This is a genomic window from Fictibacillus aquaticus (genome assembly GCF_002245695.1).
Lineage (GTDB): Bacteria > Bacillota > Bacilli > Bacillales > Fictibacillaceae > Fictibacillus > Fictibacillus aquaticus.
The window spans coordinates 25,865-47,038 of record NZ_NOII01000021.1; the positions used below are offsets into that span (position 1 = coordinate 25,865).

Below are 21,174 nucleotides of genomic sequence, written 5' to 3' on the forward strand. Positions count from 1 at the left end.
TATACAACCATCCTATAGAGCAATCACCCTCTGCCCCACGCTATCCTGCACAATCTTCTTTTCAATAAAAGGAGACAGCATCCCGCTCTGCAGGGCCCCATATCCGAGCGCGAAATCTACTGTATCTCCAACGCTAAGCTCCTGACACTCCGTAATATCGAGTATTAAATGGTCGCTGCTTCCGCCCATGATCACAGCTTTCAATCCAAGCGGTGTGAGGCTGTCGATGTCGATATCCTGCCTGCCTATTGCAACAATCGCCCTAAGTCTGTCGCCACGGTCTTGAAAATCAGGCGTTTTTCCAAAAGCATCTACTCCTATGAGCCCCGTTGGCATCGTCGGCTTTGTCTGGATTTCAATGACTTCCGCACTTAAGGTAAAGGCATCCTGATATAGACCGCTAATTGGAGTACCGTACCCCGGGTCTTTTCCAAGCCATATCGCTTCCCCTATCCTCAGCTGATTGACGCCGTTTATTGGCTTATTTTGCAGCAGCAGCCGAAGTGTTGAGCTGTTTCCGCCCGAGAGGACAGAGAGCTTTGATCCATAAGCGATTTCTGCTGTATCCAGATGCTGCGTTAGTTGTTTCATCGCTTTCTCAGTCGGTATGACACCGCTAAAGCATGTAAAGTTTGCTCCTATCCCAGCGCATTCAATACCTGCTGTCTGGGCTGCAGAGGCTGCAAGTAACGGAAGTTCTTCAGGTAAAACTCCTTCCCGCAGATCCCCCATTTCCACCATCAGCACCACTTTATGCACTTTTCCCTGCTTGGCTGCTGCACTGCCTAACGCCGCCAGTGTTTTATACTCTGTATTTAAGCTCACATCACTTATTTCCACCGTCTCTTCTGCTTCCGACAGTGATGGCGTGCGAATCATCATGAGAGAGACGTGAGAACCGAACATGTTTCGTATTTTCTTTAGATTTTGCAATCGTGAGTCCGCAAACCGCCGGATGCCTGCATGAAATAGAGCCTCTATAACTGTCATATCGGCGCCAATCCCTTTTGTCACCACATAGTTCTCAATACCATTCGTTTGGCACAGTTTATCAATCCATAATGCGTTATGAACGAGCTTCGTCACGTTAACTGTAATGGCCGGGTACACGTTTATCCCTCCCTGCTGTCTAATGGGTTCGCAAATGTGCTGTATTCATAATCGCTAGCGCTTTTCTTCATCCTCATCGATAAAAGTGCCTTCGTTTTTACTTTTTCCGCAAAAATTTCATGACTGCCGTCCGCAATTGAGTGTAAAGTTTTCGAGGTGATATCCCATAGCTTATCCTCGGTAACACCCTTGATTGTAAGAGACAATGTAAACCATAAATCTCCCAGATGGTTCTGAACGAAGGCGTGTATGAACTTGCTGTTTGCCTCGCTAATGTTATCCGTAAAGATTGAAGCGTCTCGTATGCCTTCTAGTGAGATATGATGGCTGATCGTTTCTTTGTGTATCCGTACGCCGCCAAGGTCACGCATGATAACATTTGTAATTTGTCCGTTTTTCACGGCAAGAATCGTATTCTGCATATGTGCCTCAAGGCCGGCTCCGTATTGCAGCAGCGCTTTTAATAATGGAATCGCAGCTTTCTCGCTATAATGCCTCGCAAATGTGTATACATCTTCTGCGGCAGCTTCTATTTTTCCTGTAAAATCTCTGATCAAGTCCATTACAACAGGTTCGCCGCTTAATGGATTCAATGATGTCAGGCTTGCACCGACAAGCAGCACTTCTCCCTCTTTCCTGTACGTATCCGGTGACTGACGCAAAATATAAGAAAGCTGGCGGCTGCGGGGTTCAGGCACTTTGCTGCCAAAATAAGCACCCGCTGCTTCAGGCAAAAAGGTCAGCCCGTCGATGCTGTTCATCAGCGGCACAAGCCGTTCGCTTAGCAGCGGTCCGTTTACGGAAATTTCCGGAGAGACGGTTCTTACCGCACTCGTTGCCTGCACATTTACAGGTAATTTCGCGTGCACTTTTGTACTTGTTAATGACATCGTCCTAAACGACAGAGTGGCGGATGATGGGATGTCTGCTGCGAGCGGAATGATGACACCCTTTTCTAGCTCCTCTGAAAAAATAACAGGCAGGACATGTTCAAACTGCCATGGATGAACAATAAAAGGGTGATAGTCTTCGATCCTTTCTCCGAGCAAAGACACCGTTTGTTCCGCAGCACTTTTAACAGCTGGGCACTCCTGGTAAAGAAGCGGCTCGCCCTGTTCGCTCGTCACCACATAGCTTCGATGAACAAGTACCGGCTTTAGCATAAGCTCTTCCTGAAACTCAGGCGCATATCGCTGGACTTCATCCTCTGACAAACCCAGCTTTGTTTTTGTAGAAGGATGCAGCGGATGTCCTTCTGTCACAAGTGCTTCCGAAAAAGGAAGGTCACCATTTTGAAGCGTTGATAAAAATTGAAGCATCGATTTTATCTGTTCCCGCTCGGCCATAAGTACCTTCTGTTCATAACTTTTATATGCAAGCTTCAGATTATCACGGCTGTTGATCAGTTCTTCCCTCAGTTCATCAGTAATCTGAAGACTTGATTCCACTTTCAGCAGTAATAACAGCTGTTCGCACGTGTTTACAGGAATTGTTTCCCCGTTTTTCTCTATATAAAAAGGCGTTTCAAATTGATAGCGGGAAAAAGCTCCACTGTATGTATAGGGTAAGACAAGCTGGCAGCTGCTGTTTAACAGCAGTAACAGCTTTTTTTCTGTTTCTTCAATAACAGGCAGCAGCTTCTCTCGTACAAGAGCGTTGCCCAGCCTGTTCATGATGCCATGATTGGCTTTTGCTGAGATTATAATTTCCGTTGATGTCAGCAAGTGTTGCACACCTTCTTTAATTTAAAATATGACTCTATCATACACCTTTGTCATCCTAAACGGTTTACTAGCAGCTTGCCAGAAATTAATTTAACTAGCGGCACTAAAGCTGGCGGGCATATAATAAAAACAGTGCAAACCCGTGCATATCAGTTTATGCTTTGCGTTTGTATACATGAATATTAGAGGTGAAATGTTAGATGACACCCAATGCTGACACAACAATTAATAGACTTCATCCAGAAGAACAGCAAATTATAACGTTTTTAAAAAATGAAAAGCCGTTGCTAGTTGAGGAGTTTGAGCGCTGCATTCAAAAAGGACGCGACGGCATTCTTAGCCGTCTGATCTCCTCCCTTTTAAGAGAAAATATTATGAACCATAGAGAACGAGCTTTGTTTGCCGCTGCAGATCAGCCGGGCGGACTGCCAGAGGATGTTTTGCAAACCGTTAACAGACTGCAGCTATTCAAGCACACTGGCAGCTTATTTATCCTGAAATTTCAAAAGCTGGATACAAAGCTGATCGTGCCTGCCGAGCAGACTGCCTCCTTTTTCCGTCCCATCCTATCACCTCCTTTTATTTTGTTAAAAGACGGAAATGAAAGCGAGTTAAAGCATCCAAACGATATTCTGCAGCTTCTGCTTGAGGACGGCTATGACGGTCCGCGTGAGCATTTTGAGATGTTTATGGATGATGTGGCCAATTCTGCAGCCAACCTGGCGCTCGCAATGGCCTTTCATGCGCAGCAGTCCGGTGTCTCAACACTCGAAGCAGCAGAAGCATCAAGTGATCACTATTCATTTTTTGAGCAGCTCGTTATTGAAGGGCATCCAACACATCCTGGCGCCAAAATGAGAAAAGGTCTTTCTGCACGTGAAAACTGGAGCTACTCGGCAGAGTTTAAGGAAACTGTTGCCCTGACATTCGCGGCTGTAAAAAATGAATTCGTTTATATGAAGCAGATGGAGTGCTGCAGCTGGACCGAAGATCTGCTCACATCCGAGCCTGGCATAAAGAAGGAGGCTGACAAACTGTTAGGAAGCGACTGGGAAGGCATGTATACCCTCTTCCCCGTTCACCCTTGGCAAGCCGAGCATATCCTTCCAGATCTTTATAAGCGGGAGTTGGAGCGTGGCGATATAGTGATGATTCCTTATACCTCTGCATATGTCCCAGGCATGTCGTTCCGAACGTTGTTTCCTGCTGCAGCCGATCAGCATAAGCCTCATTACAAGCTGCCTGTCAGTGTCCACCTTACCGGAGAAATCCGCACGCTTTCTGAGCAAACCATTCATAACGGACCGCTCATGAGTGCGTTGATCTCTGATTTTGTCCAGAATGACCGGTATATTGATGAAACGCGTTTCGTACCGGTTATGGAAAAGGCGGGGGCTTATTTTCTTCATCCAGAGGATGTTGAAGAGGATCACCAAACAGAGCGCAGCGAAAGTTTTTCGTTTGTAATCAGAGAGAACATAGAGAGTTTAGCTGAAGAGGACGAATGGGCGATCGTAGGTTCTGCGCTTGTTTCACGAGTACATGGTGCAGCTAGTCCGCTTATCGCGGAGCTGATCGAACGTTTTAAGCAGACGCATAAAATTTCTGGGGATTCAGCTGCCGTTACCGCGTTCCTTACCCGTTATGCTGAAAACATGCTTACAGGCTGCATTCCGCTGATGGTAAAGTACGGAATTGGTGTTGAAGGCCATCTGCAGAATTCGGTCATCGTTTTTAAAAAAGACGGAACTCCGGATCGTGTCCTTATGCGTGATTGGGAAGGTATCCGCGTTCATAGCAAGAGACTCGCCAATTCCGGCGTCCCGCTCTCTCGGTTTCACCCCAAATCCCGGATTCTAGTGGATGATATGAAAAGCGTTAGAAATAAAGTATTTTATTCTGTCGTTCAGAACCACTTTGCTGAGATTGTCCTCTCAGTTTCAAAGCACTTTGGAATTTTGGAAAAAGATTTATGGAAAGTTGTGAGAGATATAATGGTGAACGTTTTTGGGGAGCTGATGGACGACGCTCATTCCTGCGACGCCGCCGAAGAGGATGCCAACGTGTTTTTCGCAAGCGAGATCGACTACAAAGCCGTCACCTTAATGAGGATGACTGGCGAGGCTCATTCTTATTTTTATACGAAAGTAGATAATCCGATGGCTACAAAAACCTTAGGACGCTTTGGCTCCTAAGGTTTTTTGTATTATGACACTTTGTCCGTAAATTTCGGTTTTTGCCTGCAATTTTTAAAATCTGCCCGTAAAACCTGATTTTTGCCTGCAAATTTTATTTTTTGCCCGCAAACTGCCTGCCTGCCTCATTCAAGCCCGAATATAAACCTTCGTACCAATTGGGACCTTGCTGGACAGCTCTAATACATCTTTGTTTTGCATGCGGATGCAGCCTTTTGATACATCTTTTCCTATAGATGAGGGATTATTTGTCCCGTGAATGCCATAATGAGGCTTAGACAGGCCCATCCACAAGGCTCCGTACGGACCGCCAGGATTAGGCGCTTTGTTAATAATCGTATAAGTGCCGATCGGGGTTGGCGTTAGCATCTTTCCGACTCCCACCGGGTACCGCTTTACGGCTTTTCCGTCGAGCAGCAGTGCCAGACTATGCCTCGACAGAGATATGATAATTTCATAAGGCATCGCCCATCCCCCCTCTTTAACACAGCATATGCGGCTGTTTAGGAAGGGTTCTTTAACGATTTGTGGCATGACAAGTCATGCGAAGCCGGGATGAAGCCTGTTGCTTCTAGAAAACTCTCGGCTGTTGTCATGCCAAAGTGATGAAAAGCTTTTTGCAAGATCTTCTTCTTTTCTTCCACGTTATCCGGCAGCTGTGCCAAATATTGATAGAAGCTGCCATACTGTGCAGCAATCTCAGAAACGACCGACGCGTTCTTGATCGCAGCTTCAATTTTTTTGCGGTGGCGTACAATTCCCGCATCCAGCAGCAAACGCTCGACATCTGCTTCACTATAGTTCTTGACCGATTCAATTTGGAAATGGGAGAAAGCTTTTCTGAAGTTATCTCTTTTATGAAGAATCGTCCGCCAGCTTAATCCAGATTGAAACAATTCAAGTATCAGGCACTCAAACAGCTTCTGATCGTCGTTTACCGGTTCTCCCCATTCGTTGTCATGGTAATCCTGAAGAAGCTCACTTTCTTCACTCCATTTGCAGCGTATCAATGAAATAACCCCTTTCTTGACTAAAAAACAAGAGGAACAGGACCTCTTGTTTTTGTATGTTTATTTATTTTGTTTGCCGCATGTCTTTAATCGGTGCGATAACAACCTCTGAACGGCCTTCGACAGAATCAAGGTCGATCAGTCCTAGACCGTTTCGGGAATCCTTGCTGTTTAAGCGATTATCCCCCATGACGAAGCCTTTTCCTTTTGGAACTTTAATCGGACCAAAATCACCAGTCAAATAAATTCCCAGGTTCTCTGCCTGCACACGATTTTCTTTTAAGTATGGCTCTCTCACTTGGCTGCCGTTAACGTACAGAATGTCATTTCTCATTTCTACCATATCGCCTTCTGTACCTATCAGCCTTTTTACATATCGTTTGTCATCACCTTTAATAATGATGATGTCTCCTTTTTCAGGTGTTTTGAACGTATAAACAATTTTATTCACATAAAGCTTCTCTTGATCGTGAAGCGTAGGATACATAGAAGCTCCTTCAACCATATATGGCGCGATGATAAATGTTTTCGTAATAAAGACAAAAACGAGTGCAAAAACAATTGCCTTCAGCCAGCTTACCCATTCACTTTTCTTTTCTGTTTTCTTTTCCAAGCTGAACACTCCTTTCGCCCTGTCTCTCCAAACTTTCATATAGGAATATTGTAACCGATTTACGTATTATCGCCAAAGCAAAAATTGGAAAAATTATGTGTTTCTCTATTTAATGGATGGTATCATATAGGAGATGCCCCTTTTATTAGTATAAGAGATTATCAGCAGGAACATTCCAGCTATATTTATAGGCATTGGGTTTAATTTCCGCTAAGGAATCCGATATTATTAAAGCTGCTATAGACAGGAGGGCTGCATTTGTGCCGGCAATTATAAGAAAACATCCTGCGTTAAGTATCACCGTGCTCTTATTATGGCTTAAGACATATATCGTTTATCAGCTGTCCTTTAACCTGCCAGGCGGAAACACTGTGCAGCAGCTGGTATTGTTTATTAATCCTGTAAGCTTCTTAATCTTTTATTTTGGACTTACATACTTTATATCTGTTAAACGGCGAAATAGAGCCGTATTTCTGTTTTCACTCATATACAGCATCATCCTTTATGCGAACGTCGTGTATTATCGGTTCTTTACTGACTTCATAACCGTACCGGTATTGTTCCAAACAAAAAATGCGGGAGATATCGGCAACAGTCTTTATGAACTCGTTTATCTCAGCGACACGTTCTATTTCGCAGATACTGTTCTGCTTTATGTGCTGTTAAAAAAACCATTTTTCCGCGCAGCTCCCGTAACAGCTAAAAGCATACGCCTTCTCTTTATGTCAGGACTCGTTCTGCTTGCTCTTCATCTGGCTCTCGCAGAAACACAGCGTCCGCAGCTATTAACAAGGACGTTCGACCGCCAGCTGCTCGTGAAAAACCTTGGTACGTTTAACTATCATCTTTACGATATCGTCCTGCACTCTAAATCGTCGATGAAGAAGGCCATGGCCAGCAGTGTCGATGCTGACGAGATTAAGAAGCAGGTTAAAAAGGATCCTGTTAACAACCCGAAGCTGTTTGGAGCGGCTAAAGGCAAGAACCTGATTGTTATCTCGCTCGAATCGACTCAGAATTTTGTTATTGATTATAAGGTGAACGGAAAAGAAGTGACGCCTTTTCTTAATAAGCTCGCACGCTCCAGTTTTTATTTTACAAACTTTTACCATCAGACAGGACAAGGCAAGACATCCGATGCCGAGTTCATTACAGACAACTCGCTTTATCCTCTTCCAAGAGGCGCAGTCTTCCAGACGCACCCGCTGAACGAATATGAAGCCACACCTGAAATTTTAAAAGATAAAGGCTATTATTCTGCTGTTTTCCACGGCAATAACAAAAGCTTCTGGAACCGCGACGTCATGTATCAGACGCTCGGATATGACCAGTATTACAGCGAGGAATTCTATGACATTACTGAGGAAAATTCAATTAACTACGGGCTTAAGGACATCCCGTTTGTCGAGCAGACCGTTCCGTACTTGAAGGATTTGCCGCAGCCATTTTACGCAAAGCTTATTACTCTGACGAACCATCATCCTTATTTGCTGAATGAAGAAGAGCAGATGATCGACCCGTTTCCTTCTATAGATCCTATAGTAAGCCGTTATTTCACGACCGTCCGCTATGCGGATGAGTCGATCAAGCTGCTGTTCAGCAAACTGAAGAAAGCGGGTCTTTACGACAATTCAGTTATTGTCATTTATGGCGATCATTACGGCATTTCAGAGCGCCATGAAGAAGGACTGGCAGAAGTTCTTGGCCGCGAAGACCTTGAACTTACACCGTTTGATAATGTTCAGCTTCAAAGAGTTCCGCTGTTCATTCACGTTCCTGGTATGGAAGGCAAGAAGATCAACACAGTCGGAGGACAAATTGACCTCAAGCCAACACTTCTTCACTTGCTTGGCATTAACTTAAAAGGCGACTATCATTTCGGATCGGATCTGTTTTCAAAAAAACGCGATGAGATAGCCATCTTCCGCAACGGAACCGTCATATCAAAGGATTTAATCTATACGGATGAAGCCTGCTACGACAAATTGACAGGCGAAGTGACCGACTCCGCCCTGTGCGAGCCGCTCGCAACAAAAGGCGAGGAAGAACTGGACCGTTCAGATGAAATCATTTACGGAGATCTGCTCCGATTTTTAGATCCTCAACATGAAAAAAAGGCTGCCGTTGAACGATAATCCGTTCGGCAGCCTTTTACTTTAGGCGGAAGCTTGCCCCGTCTATTATTTCTACATCATTTCTTTCTCGGACTTCCTTCATCAGCTTAAACAGCGCTTCATCCTTACGCTTTGCCTCGATCATGCAGTCGATCTGCTCCACACTTCCTTTAATGCCCTGTAAAAAGCGGAAAAACATGTCGGTATCCACGAAGTCAGCATGGCTTCTAAACTCTTTATCGCTTTTAGGCGAGGAAATATGCATTTTAATAGGAAGCGGCGACTGACTCCATGTTCCAATAGCCCGCTCCCAATGCGCTTCCCAATCCGGTTCCTGGTGATGTGCAAGATGATGATGATAGTCAAACACATGCGGTATGCCAAGCTTTTCGCATAGATAGAGCGTGTCGGTCATAGAGAAGGACTTATCATCGTTCTCAAGCATGATCATCTTCTGCAAGTGGTTCGGCACAAACATCCAGTTATGCACAAACCGCTCAAGCGCGACATCCGTCTCTTTGTAATTTCCGCCAACATGCATAACACACCGGTGCTCAGGCGGAATGTTCATTCCCTCGAGCAGGCGATGATGCATCTGCAGCGTCTTGATCGAGTTCTTCAGCACATCTTCTTTTGTCGAGTTGATTAATACAAAATGATCCGGGTGAAAATCAAGCCTCATCTTATGCTTTGACGCGAAATCGCCGATGCTCTTCAGCTCTTCTTTTAAAGGAGCGATATAGTTCCACCCTGGAAGGTCCGGATGGTCAGCAAGGGGGATCAGCCTGGATGTCATCCTGTAAAAGTGTATATCATGTGCGGCGTTATGCTTTAACAGCCGCAACATGTTATTTAGATTAGAAGAGGCAATCCGTTCCAGCTTCCGGATAGCCGCTTCCCTGTCTTCGATTTTACTGAACTGCGCATGTGTCATTGTCTGAGATGGCGATGCATTCACAAGCTCCATGCTCATCGCCACATAACCCAAGCGGACGATTGTCATAACGAGTCACCTCTTTTCTGTTAACAGTATGGACAAACTTATAGTGTTTTGAAGCATGTGATGAGGTTTTTGACTAATTTTCGGGCTGGTTTTTGGGGAGTTCTTGGGGATTTCTTGGGGATTCTTGGAGATTATTGGGGTACGGTACTCGATATAGACATTTAGCATCGATATTCCATCGTGAGCGGACACTTCATTAACGAATACGGCATGTTCAGATCATTTCAGGAAATCTTTAAAGCAATTCGGGTATTTTTTAAAGCAATTCAGCAAACCTTTAAACCATTTTAGCTACTCTTTACACCAATTGATTCATTATTGAAGCATCGCTCCCATAATTGATTCATTATTGAAGCGTTTTCTCCCCGAACCCGCCGTCTATCAACACGACCCCCAGTCCAGCTCCCGCCACGAAAAACCCCCGAAGCACAAGCTCCAGGGGGTTCAATGTTTAAGCAGCCTCTGTAACGGCTTTTTTCTTTTTGCGTCGGAACACATTTCTAAAGTTCATCAGCATTTCGTAGATAACGGGCACGACAACGAGTGTCAGCAGTGTTGAGACGGTCAGTCCGCCGATGACGACGATTGCTAAGCTTTTCGAAATAAGACTTCCATTCGCTTCACCGAACAATAACGGCAGCATCGCGCATACTGTGGCAACGGCTGTCATGATGATTGGACGAAGTCGTGTCGCTCCCGCTTCAAGAATCGCTTCACGCAGCGGCAATCCTTTTTCTTTCTGCTGCTGCACGCGGTCGAGCAGCACGATTGCGTTCGTTACCACGACACCGATCAGCATGAGGGCGCCGATCATGGACGATATATCGAGCGGTATGCGCGATATAACAAGTGCGAGAATCGCTCCAACAGCAGCAAGCGGCAAGCTGAACAAAATCGCAAATGGCGCTCGTGCCTGGCCGAATGTGATGACCATGATCAGATACACGATTCCGATCGCTGCAGCCATCGTAGCGAACAAATCACCAAACTGAGAGTTCATCTCTTCACCGGCACCGCCGAGGCTTACTTTCACTCCATCCGGTTTTTCGAGCTTCTTAATAAGGGTTGCTACTTCCAAGTTTACTTTTTTCACGTCTTTATCTGTGATGTTTGCTGTGACCTGCAAATACTCTTTTCCATCTTTACGGAAAATTTGAGCTTTAGCAGGTTCTAGTGTGATATCTGCAACATCCTTCAGTGCGACAGGTCCTTTAACCATTGACATCACAGGCAGGCTTAGAAGGTCTTCTCTGTCGCTCACATCGCTCAGATCATAACTCATCATTACAGGGAGCTTCACGCCGTCAAGGCTGATCTGGCCGACAGGGTTCTTTCCAGTCAGACCGCGTACTTGCTGTGCGATATCTGCAGGCGTCAGTCCGGCAGCCGCGGCTTTCTTCTGATCGACCTTCAGCACCCATTCGTTCTTTAAGTCTTCTGCATTGGACTCAACGTTTTCAAGTCCTTTTACATCCTTCAGCTCCTGAACAAGCTTCTCAGCCATAGGAGCCAAATCGCTCTGACTTTCTGCTGTTATGTTGAGCGCTACCGCAGCACCGCTTCCCCCCATAAAATCTGGCGCTCCGCCAGTGATGACGGCAGGGGCATATTCTTTTTCCAGTGCAAGCATTTTATCGGTAAATGCAGCTTGATCTGTACCTTTTTTAAGTTTTGCAACGACACTTACAATATTATTGCTCTGCGCCTGGCCCCATTGAGCCATTTCACTGGATGTACCGATCTGAGAATAGCTCATTGCCACTTCATCCTGGTCCATCATTTCTTTTTCGAGTTTAAAAGCACCTTCCTTAACATCCTCAAACGAAGTGTCTTCCGGATACTCCATCTTCAGCTGAACGATTGATTCATCTGCTGATGCTATCGTGCCGGCCGGAAGAGCCATGTAAAGCCCGATCGATCCTGCGAAAAGCAAGAAGCTCAGAAGACAGACGATAAATTTATGATTCAGTGACCAAGACAGGATTTTCAAATAGCGCACAGGCGGTTTTGGTGTGTGCGGCTTCACGTTCTTAAGCATGCCATAGCTCATGAGCGGCACGACTGTCAGTGCCACGATAAGCGAGGCAAGCAGCGAATAAACAACCGTCAGAGCAAACGGCATGAACAATACGCCAATCACACCGTCTACTAACCCGATAGGCAAGAATACCGCGATCGTAGTAATCGTTGAAGACGTGATGGCTTTTGCCACTTCTTTTACAGAATCAACGATCAGTTCCTGCGAACGTTCCCCTGTCTGCAGCCTTCTGAATATATTCTCAATAACTACGATACTGTCATCGACGAGACGTCCGACTGCTACGGCTAGACCGCCAAGTGTAAGGACGTTTAGCGTAATTCCGGTTTGCTGCAGCAAAAACAGCGTCAGGAAAATGGAAAGCGGGATACTGACAACCGCAATAATCGTAGATTTAAAGTGACGCAGGAAAAGCAGTATTACGATGGAGGCAAATAATGCTCCAAGCGCTACTTCCTTTGCCATGCTCATCACGGAATCATATACCGAATCTGCGGTTGCATAAAACACAGTCAGATTAAACTGATTGCCGTACTGCTTGTTGATTCCCTTCATTTTTTCTTTGAAATCACTGCTGATCTGTACTGCGTTGGCGCTTGCTTCTTTCGTAATAGAAAGATACATCGCTTCTTTTCCATCAACGTGCGTGATCGATTCCAAGCTGTTTACTTCATCAAGAACAGCAACGTCTTTCAGCATCACGCCTGGTGCGATCACAAGTTCTTTCCATTCATTAAGATCGTTCATTTCTCCGATGACACGAAGAGAGTTCGTTTTATCTTCAAGAGTTACGTTTCCAGCAGGAAGAGAAATGTCCTTGCCTTGAAAAGCAGCCATAACCTGAGGTGCAGCTACTTTTTTCTCGAGCATTTTCGCCTGATCGAGTTTCAGGGTGATTTCTCGTGTTGCTTTTCCGTAAAGCGCAACATCTGAAATCCCTTCTACTCCCTCAAGCTTAGGAATCACTTCTTCTTCAATTAGCTTGTAATCTTCTGTTGTGAACTCACCGTCCTTATTAACGGTAACGTCCATGATTGGAATCATAGATGTGTTCAGCTGAATGACGAACGGTTTGCGGACGCCCTCTGGAAGCGGAAAGCTGTTCGTTACGCGCTCTACTTCGGCAGCCGCTTCCTTCATGTCGGTGTCAGCGTCAAACATAAGGTCAATCTTGGAGATTCCCTGCCCCGATACGGATGTGACGGAATCCACATTCTTTACTTTGCGCAGTTCCTGCTCCATCGGTGCTGTAATTGTATCTGTCATCGACTCCGAATCCATGCCGTCTGCAAGGGTGGTGATCGTCACCATCGGGTTATCAATGCTCGGTAAAAATTCCATCGGCAGCTTTGTTCCTGCAATAACTCCCATTACGGAAATGAGGAACACCATGATTACGATGGCCGATCGGTTTTTAAGCGAAAACCAGGTAAGCTTTAACATTTTCTTCATACACCCCTATTCGCCCCTATAAAACTAAAGGCTTACAAATATGTAGCACAAGGCATATTGTAGTATGCAATAAATGGAAATACAAGTGGTTTAACCAAGTTTTTACCAATTATTCACTTAATAGTTTTCGTCAGCGTTTTTCGCTATTTTTTATAAAAAAAATAAGCCCGCTTTAGACATTATACGAGCCTCTTTATAGCAGCGCTTTGCGCTTAAACAGCGCGTTTCTTCCAAATAAAAAAACGCCGGATTTGCCCGGCGCTCATTTATTGTATAAAGTTGATGCCTTTAACACCATCAAACGGCTTTTCCATCGGATACGGTCCGATTTGCTCGGCGCCGCTGTTCTTGAACATAACGGCAGAACTGCCATAGCTGTTGGCAGTAAGCATGATGGCATCAAGCATTTTCCTTGTCTCTTCATTATCTTGAAGCTCTGTTCCTTCTGGGAAAATGATCGTTGTCAGGCCCTTCGTTTCTTCTGCTTTTAAGACCATTCCTGCAGGAAGTACAGGTCTTAGCATTGGATCTCCTGGCAATTCGTCCATGGCGTTCAGCGCTTCTTCCAGGCTTTTATATCCCTTATGAAACCCTGTGCCGTACGAGCTGACAAGGTATTCATCCTGTGTTCCTGATACATACATAAAATGCGGACCACCAGGGACTCCTAAATTTTCAAATTTATCTTTCTTGCCATAGTTGCCAAGCTCATATCCTGCCACACCGTTACTGAACAGATAAGCATCCGTATATTCATCTGCGAAGGTAAGATCAATCATCTGTTCAAACAACTTGGTATCTGCTTCAGTAAGAGTTCCTGGCTCGATGTCAAAAACAAGAGAATCATCTTTTTCGCTAATCTTCATATTTTCAAACGGAGATGGTGCAAGACCTGCTGGACCCGGCTGAAATTTCTTCAGTTCTTCTTGAAACTGGCTGAGATAGGAATTTCCGCCTCCGACGAAAAAGGATACTGGCACTAAAAGCTGTGCCTGCTCATCCATATAAGCGATTGTCACCCAATCCTGTTCCTGTTCTGTAGCTAAGATTGGGGCGTGATACTTTGGGGCTTCTTTCAAGTCAGCCTCCTTTTGGTTGTTCATTGTAAATCCTGTTGCAGACTTCTTGCTCGTGGCTTGGTTGACTTCTTCCTTCACAAATTTTGCTTCCTGCTTATCGTTCTCAGCTCGCTCTTGGAACGGTTTAATTGCTGCAGGAGAAAGGATGATCATCAAAGCCACTGCACATGCTGAAGCAAAAGCGGGGATTCCCCAAACTTTTATTGATTTTTTCTTTTTATTATCGCTCTGGACGAGCCGAAGCTGCACCTTCTGAAAAATTGCTTCCTTAGAACGTTTGTCCCTGAAAGAAGGCATGTTTTCCAGATGTTTTTGAATTTGTTCTTCATTCCACTTAGAGTGTTCCATCTTTCAACTCCTCCTCCATATCAGGATGCTTTTCTAGAAGGTTTCGCAGTCCTTTTATGGCTCTGTGCTGAGTAGTCTTTACTTTGCTCTCGGACCAGTTAAGTATCTGGGCAGTTTCAGCAATGGATAAGGATTGAATAAATCGCAGTATAAGCACTTGCTGATGCTCAACAGAGCACGTTTTTAACACCTGATACAACTGCTTCACCGACTCCTTTTGCGCCACGAATTCATCCGGCAGGGGATCTTCATCTTTTAAGTAGTTCTCTGTCTCCTTAATATCAAACAGTAAAAACCTTTTTTTACGGCGGTTCTGGGTCCTGAGCCAGTCAATGGTGACATGGCGGGCAATGGAATAAAGCCACGTTTTTTCAGTGCTCTTGCCCTCAAAACCTTCGTAAGACTTTAAGACTCTGATATATACTTCCTGCACCAGGTCTTCAGCAGTTTCTCTGCTTCTGACCATGTAAAAGATAAATTGAAACAGTGAGTGGTGGTATTCTTCATACAAACGGTCGAACACATTCTGCACGCGAATTAGCCCCCTGTCTCTCTATATTGATTGTCGACACATTATGTAAAAACGTTACAAGTCTATGCTTTTTAAGTGTAACGCTAAAGTTCATGAGGTGAAAGGAGAAGTCTTCGATAATTTTCGTAAACCATGTTGTTATTGTAGAAGTCAGAGAGGTAGTTGATCTACATTTCAGGCGCACGCTTTCCGCGGGGCGGGCGGTGAGCCCTCTCGTCGCTACGCGCCATTGAGAGGTCTCACCTTCCCGCTCGTCCCGCAGGAGTCGGCGCCTTACATTCCGATCAACTTTATCAAGGATGGATTCAAGATGACCCCAGCTATTTGATGAAAGAATCAGCGATATCAATTTAACTTACACTCTCAGAATACCTTTGCTGAACACTACAACAAAACAAACCCTTTAATAGCAATTACTTTATAGAGTAGGGCCAAAGAAAAAAGCAGCGGGCTGCTTTTTTCTGCTGCTGGCTGCTTATGGGCGTTCTGATATGTACTGTACGAACAGTTCTTCGAGGACTTTCCAGGTTTGTTCGTATTTTTTCTGGTCGCCTAAGAATGAGTAATGCAGACCGCTGCCGTCTCGCATCGCCCAGAATATTTGGGACATTTGTGTTGAATCGAGGTCTTGTTTAAATTCCCCTGTTTTCTGTCCTTCTTCTATAATGCTTTTAATATATGAAATGAACTGTTCATAACGCTGTTCCATCACGTTCCTGAGGTCTTCCTGCCTTGAGCTGTATAGCCAGAACTCAATGTACACTCTGGTGGCTTGTTTGTTCTGTTCTGTTAATACTTGCTTTCTGAACCGTTCAAACAAGAATCTGACCTTGCTCATCGCATTAGGCAGATCTGTAAATCTTTGTTCCGCATCGGTAAAAAACTCGTCTGATCTTTTCTGCAGCAGCTGCAGATAGATTTCCTCTTTACTCGCAAAATAATTATAGATCGCGCCTTTGCTGATTTTTGAATCCGCAACAATATCATCAATAATGGTAGCCTGATAGCCTTTCTGTCCAAAGCACCTTAATGCGCTTTCTAAGATGGCATTCCGCTTTTCTTCCTTGTACTGTTCTGATACCTTGGGCATGACGTTCCTCCATTAATTGCTTATTACACCATTAGTATACCAAATAAGCCAGGCTATTTTATGCCTGGCTTCGTTTTTTATAAAGCGGCTGTTTCACTTCCTGCGACTGCAGCATTTTTTTGCTGTATCGCTTTTTGCATATGAACCTGGCCGACAATTACTGCAAAACCGGCTTCGATGAGAGAGTCATAGACCGCTTTATTCGTGACAGGCAGATTCATTGTAATGCAGCGGCAATTTGCATTGATTGGAGAAAAGACGCTGTCAAGCAGCGTTTGTGCCGCTTCTTTTTCACGATGTTGAAGCTCAGGCGACACAACACATTGATACAGCATGATTCCTGACAGCGCGCCGCCTTGATACACATGGCGGTAAACTGCGAAGCCTGCCGTTTCTTCCCTATACTTCAGCAGCACGACTCGGGCATCTTTTATGCTAGGAATCTGTGTCTGCCAGGCAGTGACTTTATTGAAAAACGTTAGCTTATCCAATTCTTCAGGCTGTGCAGGTATTGTTATAAAGTCTGATGACACAGGGAAAGGAGCATTAAGCTCACCTTGATGGTGCAGAAAAGCGAGCTCTTCAAATGTTGTGTATCCCATCTTTTCATAAAGCCTGATAGCTCTGCTGTTCTCTTTGATTGCTTCAAGCAGAGCGATATCTACATTCTTCTCTTTATAAATGTCCAAACAAGCTTGAATGAGCTTTTCCCCGATCTTCATGCCTCGGTATTCTGGCAGGATGGCCGTTCCGCCGTTCCATGCATACATTTTGCCGTCTATCTCGCGAAAACCGTTCAATACTAATCCAACTAGCTTGTTTTCATGGACAGCTGCAACAGAATGTTCAAGCGACAATCCTTCATTCGTGATTTTCAGAAGAAAACGTTCCAAATCCATTGTCAGATCAGAATAGTACTGGCTGAATGCCTCGTTCCATAAAGAAAGTGCTTCTTCAAAACACAACTCAGAAAAACGCTTTATCAACATACTGTTCAACTCCCTAATTATAATCTAAAACGACTGGTTAGTTTATTATAAAACAAATGTAATATTATGGCTATAAAAATCCTTCGACAAAAACTAAGCATAATATCGGGGGTACGGTACCATTTTGAAGGAAGCGCGCCAGAGACGCTTTTGCTTCAAATGGTACCGTACCCCCCCATTCAATGAACTCATAAAAAAGCGGCTGCCCCTAGGCAGCCGCTTTATTCCATACTATAGTTTTCTATGCCAGTCATCGTACTCTCTTTCGGCTTGCTCTCTTGTATGACCGTGACGTTCCTGAATCTTCCCGATCATCTTTTCTTTGTCACCCTGGATCTGATCATAATCATCATCAGTCAGCTTGCCCCATTGCTTTTGAGCCTCACCTTTTAACTGTTTCCATTGTCCTTGAAAACGATCTTCATTCATTTTACGTCACCCTTCCTTTTTTATAATGTGTTTAAACGATTGGCGGCTGGTCATTCAGCCTGTCATCATAGTGATGAGCATTTCTTGTTTTGTACGTACGGAACGTGTCATAGACGTTCGCTCTTCTGTCAGTTTCTGCTTCAACAAGTACAAGAATATCTCCCTGCTGGACATAATCCTCATACTCTTCAGCCTGATCTTTCGGTATGCCCATACCGACGAGCGCACCGACTAGTCCGCCGGCTCCTGCTCCAACAGCTGCCCCGCCAAGTGCTGCTGCAAGAGGACCTGCAGCAACAATCGGACCAACACCAGGAATAGCCAGCGCACCTAGACCAACAAGCAGACCGCCTACACCGCCGAGGATTCCTCCTGTAGCCATACCTGCTGCCGCTCCGTCAGCTGCATGAGTGCCCGTTTCTTTCGCTACCGCTCTTACTTCTTCTTTTTCACGGGCGATAACTGAAATATCTTCTGAGCTGTATCCCTGCTGCTGAAGCTGTTTAATTGCTTGAATCGCATCATCTTCTGTACGGAAAATTCCAACAACCTTTTGCTTTTCCATCGTGTCACTCCTTTTTTTGTAATGAATTCTATGGTATGCTTTCCCAGTTTTATATTTCTTTAAACACCCGAGCGGTCCGCTTCTTTTTTCAAATGGGAAACATATTCATCAATCTCTGGCATTCTTTCCTGAAGCATTTGATCTCTTTCTGTCTGATCCTTTTTCAGCAAATCCTCGCCAAACGCACTTATATCTGATAAAACTCCCTGCGTCCTGCTGCCTGTTTCTACGTCCTCTTCAAGAAGCCTTGCAATCTCTGTTATCGTATTCCACGTTTCTTCATCAGCACTCGAATTGTTCTTAGTCTTGTCCAGGTCTTGAATAAGCAGATGTATCCGCTCTTTCGTCTGTGTCTTCATATTCTCACCTCTTAATAGTCCATACCTTTTTCAGCACTTTGTTAAACGGTTTGATTTTCCAGAAGCTAGGGTAAAGATACCCTGCCATCATTTTTATATTAAAACGAAGGAGGAATCTGAGTGGCTGACAGGGTCTCAATAAGGAAAAGAAAAAGAGCACTCCTGTGGGTGCGCCGTACTGCCATCATCACTATACTGATGATGGTATTAAGCGCCATGACAGGCGGCGCCATGATTTATGCATATATGGATGAAACGCCAAACTTAAATGAGGATGACCTCCGCATCCCCCGCTCATCCATGATTTATGATATGAACAATAAGTTCGTAACGTATGTTGCTGGTACTGAAACCCGAGAATACACGCCTATACAGGATATTCCGGACCATGTGCAAAACGCGTTTATTGCAACAGAGGATGTCCGTTTTCGTGAACACCACGGCGTTGATGTCCGCCGTGTATTCGGTGCGGCGCTGGCTAATGTCCGAGACGGGTTTGGATCTGAAGGAGCGAGCACTATCACTCAGCAGGTTGTGAAGAACAGCGTGTTAAGCTCCGAGAAAACGATAAAAAGAAAAGTTCAAGAAGCGTATCTTGCTGTACAGCTTGAACAGGAATACTCCAAAGATCAAATCCTCGAGATGTATCTGAATAAAATTTATTTTGGAGAAGCGGCGTATGGCGTCACTACCGCATCAAAAACATATTTTAATAAGCCGCTTAAAGACCTTTCGATCGCTGAAGCTGCGCTTCTCGCAGGCCTTCCACAGCGTCCAAGTGATTACAATCCTTACGTTAACCCAGAAAAAGCAGAGAAACGAAGAAATATTGTTCTCTCTCTCATGCACAAACACGGATTTATATCTTCTTCTGAAAAAGAGAAAGCAACAAGTATTCCTGTTAAAGAAATGCTTTCAAAACCCGCAAAAACAGAAGGAAAGTATGAAGCTTTTATTCAGCAGGTCATAAAGGACCTCCGCAGCAAGGGCCTCTCTGATAAAGAGATTTACGAAGGCGGCCTGAAAATTTATACAACCCTTGATCCAGTTATCCAGAAACACACTGAACAAGTGCTATCTTCTGATAAGTTCATTGTTTACCCAAATGCAGAGTTTCAGGCAGGAACTGCGGTCATTGATACACAGACTGGTGCAATCCGTGCACTCGGCGGAAACCGGCAGCCAGATAACGCAAAGGTCCAAAAAGGCTTTAACTACGCCACCGACAGCAAACGGCAGCCTGGCTCCACTGCTAAGCCGATCCTTGATTACGGTCCTGCGATCGAGCACTTGAAATGGTCTACTTATAAAAAGCTGAAGGATGAGCCGCTTGAGATCAACGGCAAAGAATTCAAGAACTGGGACGATGAATTCCACGGCGATGTAACGATGCGCCATGCATTGAAAATGTCCTACAACATCCCAGCCATTAAAGCATTTATGGAAGTTGGAGATAAAAAGGCAAAAGCATTTGCATCTGGTCTTGGCCTTGAATTTAAAACCCTGTATCCTTCCTATGCTATCGGCGGCTTTAACGAGGGAGTCTCACCGCTTCAGATGGCTGGCGCGTATTCCGCATTCGGAAACGAAGGAATCTATCATAAGCCAACAACATTGCGTAAAATTTCTTATCCTAACGGCAGCGAAATAAAGATTGAGAACAAAGGCAAGAAAGCGATGAAGGATTATACTGCTTATATGATCACTGATATGATGAAAACTGTTGTAGAAGAAGGTACTGGCTATTCAGCCCGCATACCTGGCCTTGAAGTGGCTGGTAAGACTGGCACCACCAACCTTCCAGAAGGCATCGATGAAAAAGGCGCCTCTGACTCCTGGTTCGTTGGCTACACGACACTTTACACAACTTCTGTCTGGACAGGCTATAACAAGACAGATAAAGATCATTATTTAACGAAAAACGATCAGGCGATTTCACGAGACATCTTCCGTGAAATCATGACACTTGCTTCGAAAAACAAAAAAACGAAGCCATTTGTAAAACCAGGCTCGGTTGAAGAAATTTACGTAAACGAAGACACAGGCACACTCAGTAAGAACAGCTACGACTCAAACGTTTCAAGAGAGCTTATGGTAAAAGGCACTTCTCTTACTGACGTTGTGAAGCCAGCGCTGAAACCAAAAAAGAAGCAAGAAAAGCCGAAAGAAGATAAGAAAGATAAGAAAGATAAGAAAGAACAGCCTAAGAGTGAGCCGCCTAAGAAAGAAAAGAAAAAACCAGACGACAAGAAGGATAAAGAAGAACCCCCTCCTCCTCCGCCAGATGATGACGGTGGCGATGACGGAGATGACGGCGGCGATACAGGCGAACCAGCTGATCCGCCTCCACCTCCACCTGATACAGAAGATCCTCCACCTCCGCCGCCGGATGATGGCGGTGGTGATGGCGGTGGCGATGATGACGGCGGCGATACGGGTGAACCGGCTGATCCCCCTCCGCCTGCAGATGATACAACCGATCCACCTCCAGGCGATACAGGCGGCAATGAGAAGCCTGAATAAA

17 protein-coding genes are annotated in these 21,174 nt (G+C 44.9%); 3 read left to right on the forward strand and 14 right to left on the reverse strand.

What is annotated here, in order from left to right:
* Window positions 1–12 precede the first annotated feature (12 nt).
* A complete protein-coding gene (locus CGZ90_RS18240; RefSeq protein WP_205727422.1) occupies window positions 13–1,110 on the reverse strand; it encodes an alanine/ornithine racemase family PLP-dependent enzyme in 1,098 nt (365 codons plus the stop codon).
* Window positions 1,111–1,112: 2 nt separating this feature from the next.
* A complete protein-coding gene (locus tag CGZ90_RS18245; protein WP_094253958.1) occupies window positions 1,113–2,834 on the reverse strand; it encodes an IucA/IucC family protein in 1,722 nt (573 codons plus the stop codon).
* A gap of 200 nt (window positions 2,835–3,034) precedes the next feature.
* Here CGZ90_RS18245 and CGZ90_RS18250 point away from each other — a divergent pair, with 200 nt between their 5' ends.
* A complete protein-coding gene (locus CGZ90_RS18250) occupies window positions 3,035–5,029 on the forward strand; it encodes an IucA/IucC family protein (protein WP_094253959.1) in 1,995 nt (664 codons plus the stop codon).
* A gap of 129 nt (window positions 5,030–5,158) precedes the next feature.
* Here the strand turns inward: CGZ90_RS18250 and CGZ90_RS18255 are convergent, their stop codons facing one another.
* The 3 genes from CGZ90_RS18255 to lepB all read right to left on the reverse strand — a co-directional run bounded on the left by CGZ90_RS18255 (window position 5,159) and on the right by lepB (window position 6,691).
* Window positions 5,159–5,494, reverse strand: a complete 336-nt coding sequence (locus CGZ90_RS18255; protein WP_094253960.1) for a L,D-transpeptidase — start codon at window positions 5,492–5,494, stop codon at window positions 5,159–5,161.
* A 38-nt stretch (window positions 5,495–5,532) separates the two neighbouring features.
* Window positions 5,533–6,039 (reverse strand): DNA-3-methyladenine glycosylase I, encoded by a 507-nt coding sequence (locus CGZ90_RS18260; protein ID WP_094253961.1) that lies wholly within the window; start codon window positions 6,037–6,039, stop codon window positions 5,533–5,535.
* A gap of 64 nt (window positions 6,040–6,103) precedes the next feature.
* Window positions 6,104–6,691 (reverse strand): signal peptidase I, encoded by a 588-nt coding sequence (lepB, locus tag CGZ90_RS18265; protein ID WP_094253962.1) that lies wholly within the window; start codon window positions 6,689–6,691, stop codon window positions 6,104–6,106.
* A gap of 221 nt (window positions 6,692–6,912) precedes the next feature.
* Between lepB and CGZ90_RS18270 the strand changes: the two genes are divergently transcribed.
* Window positions 6,913–8,787, forward strand: a complete 1,875-nt coding sequence (locus tag CGZ90_RS18270; RefSeq protein WP_240515481.1) for an LTA synthase family protein — start codon at window positions 6,913–6,915, stop codon at window positions 8,785–8,787.
* A 16-nt stretch (window positions 8,788–8,803) separates the two neighbouring features.
* On the opposite strand, the gene uvsE is transcribed toward CGZ90_RS18270, so the two are convergent.
* From uvsE to CGZ90_RS18315, 9 genes are all read right to left on the reverse strand, one after another.
* A complete protein-coding gene (gene uvsE / locus CGZ90_RS18275; protein WP_094253963.1) occupies window positions 8,804–9,769 on the reverse strand; it encodes a UV DNA damage repair endonuclease UvsE in 966 nt (321 codons plus the stop codon).
* Window positions 9,770–10,220: 451 nt separating this feature from the next.
* Window positions 10,221–13,259: an efflux RND transporter permease subunit gene (locus tag CGZ90_RS18280; protein ID WP_094253964.1), complete on the reverse strand. Its 3,039-nt coding sequence runs from the start codon at window positions 13,257–13,259 to the stop codon at window positions 10,221–10,223.
* A gap of 266 nt (window positions 13,260–13,525) precedes the next feature.
* Window positions 13,526–14,686 carry a hypothetical protein gene (locus CGZ90_RS18285; protein ID WP_094253965.1) on the reverse strand — a complete coding sequence of 387 codons (1,161 nt, stop codon included), beginning with the start codon at window positions 14,684–14,686 and terminating at the stop codon, window positions 13,526–13,528.
* Window positions 14,673–15,218 (reverse strand): RNA polymerase sigma factor SigX, encoded by a 546-nt coding sequence (locus tag CGZ90_RS18290; protein WP_094253966.1) that lies wholly within the window; start codon window positions 15,216–15,218, stop codon window positions 14,673–14,675. Before CGZ90_RS18290 ends, CGZ90_RS18285 begins: the two co-directional genes overlap by 14 nt.
* Before the next feature lie 475 nt (window positions 15,219–15,693).
* Entirely contained in the window at window positions 15,694–16,308 is a 615-nt protein-coding gene (locus tag CGZ90_RS18295; RefSeq protein ID WP_094253967.1) for a TetR/AcrR family transcriptional regulator, read from the reverse strand.
* Between the two features lie 77 nt (window positions 16,309–16,385).
* Window positions 16,386–17,297: a GNAT family N-acetyltransferase gene (locus CGZ90_RS18300; RefSeq protein ID WP_094253968.1), complete on the reverse strand. Its 912-nt coding sequence runs from the start codon at window positions 17,295–17,297 to the stop codon at window positions 16,386–16,388.
* A gap of 231 nt (window positions 17,298–17,528) precedes the next feature.
* Window positions 17,529–17,726, reverse strand: coding sequence for a CsbD family protein (locus CGZ90_RS18305; RefSeq protein WP_094253969.1), 198 nt, complete (start codon window positions 17,724–17,726; stop codon window positions 17,529–17,531).
* 31 nt (window positions 17,727–17,757) lie between these two features.
* Entirely contained in the window at window positions 17,758–18,291 is a 534-nt protein-coding gene (locus CGZ90_RS18310; RefSeq protein ID WP_094253970.1) for a general stress protein, read from the reverse strand.
* A gap of 59 nt (window positions 18,292–18,350) precedes the next feature.
* A complete protein-coding gene (locus CGZ90_RS18315; RefSeq protein ID WP_094253971.1) occupies window positions 18,351–18,650 on the reverse strand; it encodes a hypothetical protein in 300 nt (99 codons plus the stop codon).
* Window positions 18,651–18,770: 120 nt separating this feature from the next.
* Between CGZ90_RS18315 and CGZ90_RS18320 the strand changes: the two genes are divergently transcribed.
* Window positions 18,771–21,173: a transglycosylase domain-containing protein gene (locus CGZ90_RS18320; protein WP_094253972.1), complete on the forward strand. Its 2,403-nt coding sequence runs from the start codon at window positions 18,771–18,773 to the stop codon at window positions 21,171–21,173.
* The last annotated feature ends 1 nt before the right edge of the window (window position 21,174 follow it).

What these genes read in the sequence shown, in the direction of transcription:
- CGZ90_RS18300 (WP_094253968.1), bottom strand. Translation starts at nt 17,297, where the DNA reads ATGTTGATAAAGCGTTTTTCTGAGTTGTGTTTTGAAGAAGCACTTTCT.
- CGZ90_RS18285 (WP_094253965.1), bottom strand. Translation starts at nt 14,686, where the DNA reads ATGGAACACTCTAAGTGGAATGAAGAACAAATTCAAAAACATCTGGAA.
- CGZ90_RS18305 (WP_094253969.1), bottom strand. Translation starts at nt 17,726, where the DNA reads ATGAATGAAGATCGTTTTCAAGGACAATGGAAACAGTTAAAAGGTGAG.
- CGZ90_RS18295 (WP_094253967.1), bottom strand. Translation starts at nt 16,308, where the DNA reads ATGCCCAAGGTATCAGAACAGTACAAGGAAGAAAAGCGGAATGCCATC.
- uvsE (WP_094253963.1), bottom strand. Translation starts at nt 9,769, where the DNA reads ATGACAATCGTCCGCTTGGGTTATGTGGCGATGAGCATGGAGCTTGTG.
- CGZ90_RS18280 (WP_094253964.1), bottom strand. Translation starts at nt 13,259, where the DNA reads ATGAAGAAAATGTTAAAGCTTACCTGGTTTTCGCTTAAAAACCGATCG.
- CGZ90_RS18255 (WP_094253960.1), bottom strand. Translation starts at nt 5,494, where the DNA reads ATGCCTTATGAAATTATCATATCTCTGTCGAGGCATAGTCTGGCACTG.
- CGZ90_RS18310 (WP_094253970.1), bottom strand. Translation starts at nt 18,291, where the DNA reads ATGGAAAAGCAAAAGGTTGTTGGAATTTTCCGTACAGAAGATGATGCG.
- lepB (WP_094253962.1), bottom strand. Translation starts at nt 6,691, where the DNA reads ATGAAAGTTTGGAGAGACAGGGCGAAAGGAGTGTTCAGCTTGGAAAAG.
- CGZ90_RS18250 (WP_094253959.1), top strand. Translation starts at nt 3,035, where the DNA reads ATGACACCCAATGCTGACACAACAATTAATAGACTTCATCCAGAAGAA.
- CGZ90_RS18315 (WP_094253971.1), bottom strand. Translation starts at nt 18,650, where the DNA reads ATGAAGACACAGACGAAAGAGCGGATACATCTGCTTATTCAAGACCTG.